At 57.2% G+C, this 2133-nt stretch carries 2 protein-coding genes; both read right to left on the reverse strand.

Features of this window, described 5'->3' with window-relative positions; genetic code table 11:
- The coding region (locus tag FDW87_RS21515; protein ID WP_252362953.1) for a pyridoxal-phosphate dependent enzyme at positions 1–289 on the reverse strand (289 nt) is incomplete at its 3' end.
- Positions 290–294: 5 nt separating this feature from the next.
- On the reverse strand, positions 295–2133 hold a 1839-nt coding region (gene ilvD, locus FDW87_RS02050), incomplete at its 5' end, for a dihydroxy-acid dehydratase (protein WP_252362954.1).

The raw sequence follows: 2133 nt of genomic DNA on the forward strand, positions 1-2133 counted from the left end.
AGAAAGCTACACCCTGAGCATGATTACCCGCCGATGCGGTGATTACGCCATGCGCTTTTTGCTCTTCGGTCAGACCGGCCATCATGGCATAGGCACCGCGCAGCTTGAAGCTGTGAACGGGTTGACGGTCTTCGCGCTTCACCAGAATCACGTTATCGAGGCGCGAAGAGAGTTTTTCCATTTTTTGTAGCGGTGTGACCTGCGCCGCTTCGTATACCGGCGCACGCAGCACTGCTCTGAGATACTCGGCGCCTTCTGGAGCGCCGGAGAGGGGTTGAGAATCCGCCATGGTCATTATCCCCCTAGTTTCGACTTATCGCGCACCGCACCTTTGTCGGCGCTGGTTGCCAGGCTGGCGTAAGCGCGCAGCGCAAAGGAGACCTGACGCTGACGATCTTTTGGCGTCCAGGCTTTGTCACCACGAGCTTCTTGCGCTTCACGGCGCGCAGCGATTTCCGCATCGCTCAGTTGCAGTTGAATGCCTCGATTCGGGATATCGATAGCAATCATGTCGCCATCTTCGATAATTGCGATATTACCGCCGCTGGCCGCTTCAGGAGAAACGTGACCAATGGAAAGCCCCGAAGTACCGCCAGAGAAACGACCGTCGGTAATCAGCGCGCAGGCCTTACCGAGACCCATCGATTTCAGGAAGGTGGTTGGGTAGAGCATTTCCTGCATGCCTGGCCCGCCCTTCGGCCCTTCGTAGCGAATCACCACCACGTCGCCGGCAACCACTTTACCGCCGAGGATAGCTTCAACCGCATCGTCCTGGCTTTCATACACTTTTGCCGGGCCGGTGAATTTCAGGATGCTGTCATCCACACCAGCGGTTTTTACGATACAGCCGTTTTCCGCGAAGTTACCGTACAGGACTGCCAGGCCGCCGTCTTTGCTGTAAGCATGTTCCAACGAGCGAATGCAACCTTCTGCGCGGTCATCATCCAGGGTGTCCCAACGACAATCCTGCGAGAACGCCTGGGTGGTACGGATGCCAGCCGGACCTGCGCGGAACATTTTTTTCACCGCGTCGTCTTTGGTCAGCATAACGTCATAACTATCGAGCGTTTGAGGCAGAGTCAGCCCCAGCACGTTTTTCACGTCGCGGTTCAGAAGCCCGGCGCGATCCAGCTCGCCTAAAATGCCCAGTACGCCGCCCGCTCGGTGCACGTCTTCCATATGGTATTTCTGCGTACTCGGCGCAACTTTACACAGCTGCGGGACTTTGCGGGACAACTTATCAATATCACTCATGGTGAAGTCGATTTCCGCTTCCTGCGCGGCCGCCAGCAGGTGCAGAACGGTGTTGGTGGAGCCGCCCATCGCGATATCCAGCGTCATGGCGTTCTCAAACGCCGCCTTGCTGGCAATGTTGCGCGGCAGGGCTGAAGCGTCATCCTGCTCGTAGTAGCGTTTGGTCAGCTCAACGATGCGTTTACCTGCGTTGAGGAACAGCTCTTTACGGTCGGCATGAGTCGCCAACAGCGAACCGTTACCCGGCTGCGACAGACCCAGCGCTTCGGTCAGACAGTTCATCGAGTTGGCGGTGAACATCCCGGAGCACGAGCCGCAGGTCGGACAGGCCGAACGTTCAACCTGCTCGCTCTGCGAGTCGGAGACTTTCGGGTCTGCACCCTGAATCATCGCATCAACCAGATCAAGCTTGATGATTTGGTCAGAGAGCTTGGTTTTCCCGGCTTCCATTGGGCCGCCGGAAACAAAGATCACCGGAATATTCAGCCGCAGAGAGGCCATTAACATCCCGGGGGTGATTTTATCGCAGTTAGAGATGCAGACCATCGCATCGGCGCAGTGGGCGTTAACCATATATTCCACTGAATCGGCGATCAGCTCACGCGACGGCAGTGAATAAAGCATGCCGCCATGACCCATGGCGATACCATCATCCACGGCGATGGTGTTGAACTCTTTCGCCACGCCGCCTGAGGCTTCGATTTGTTCGGCAACCAGCTTACCGAGATCGCGCAGGTGGACGTGGCCCGGCACAAACTGGGTAAAGGAGTTCACCACAGCGATAATCGGTTTACCGAAGTCATCATCGGTCATCCCGGTGGCGCGCCACAGTGCGCGGGCACCCGCCATATTGCGGCCGTGGGTGGTGGTAGCAGAACG

The organism is Citrobacter sp. wls826 (assembly GCF_005281245.1).
Classification (GTDB): Bacteria; Pseudomonadota; Gammaproteobacteria; order Enterobacterales; family Enterobacteriaceae; genus Citrobacter; species Citrobacter braakii.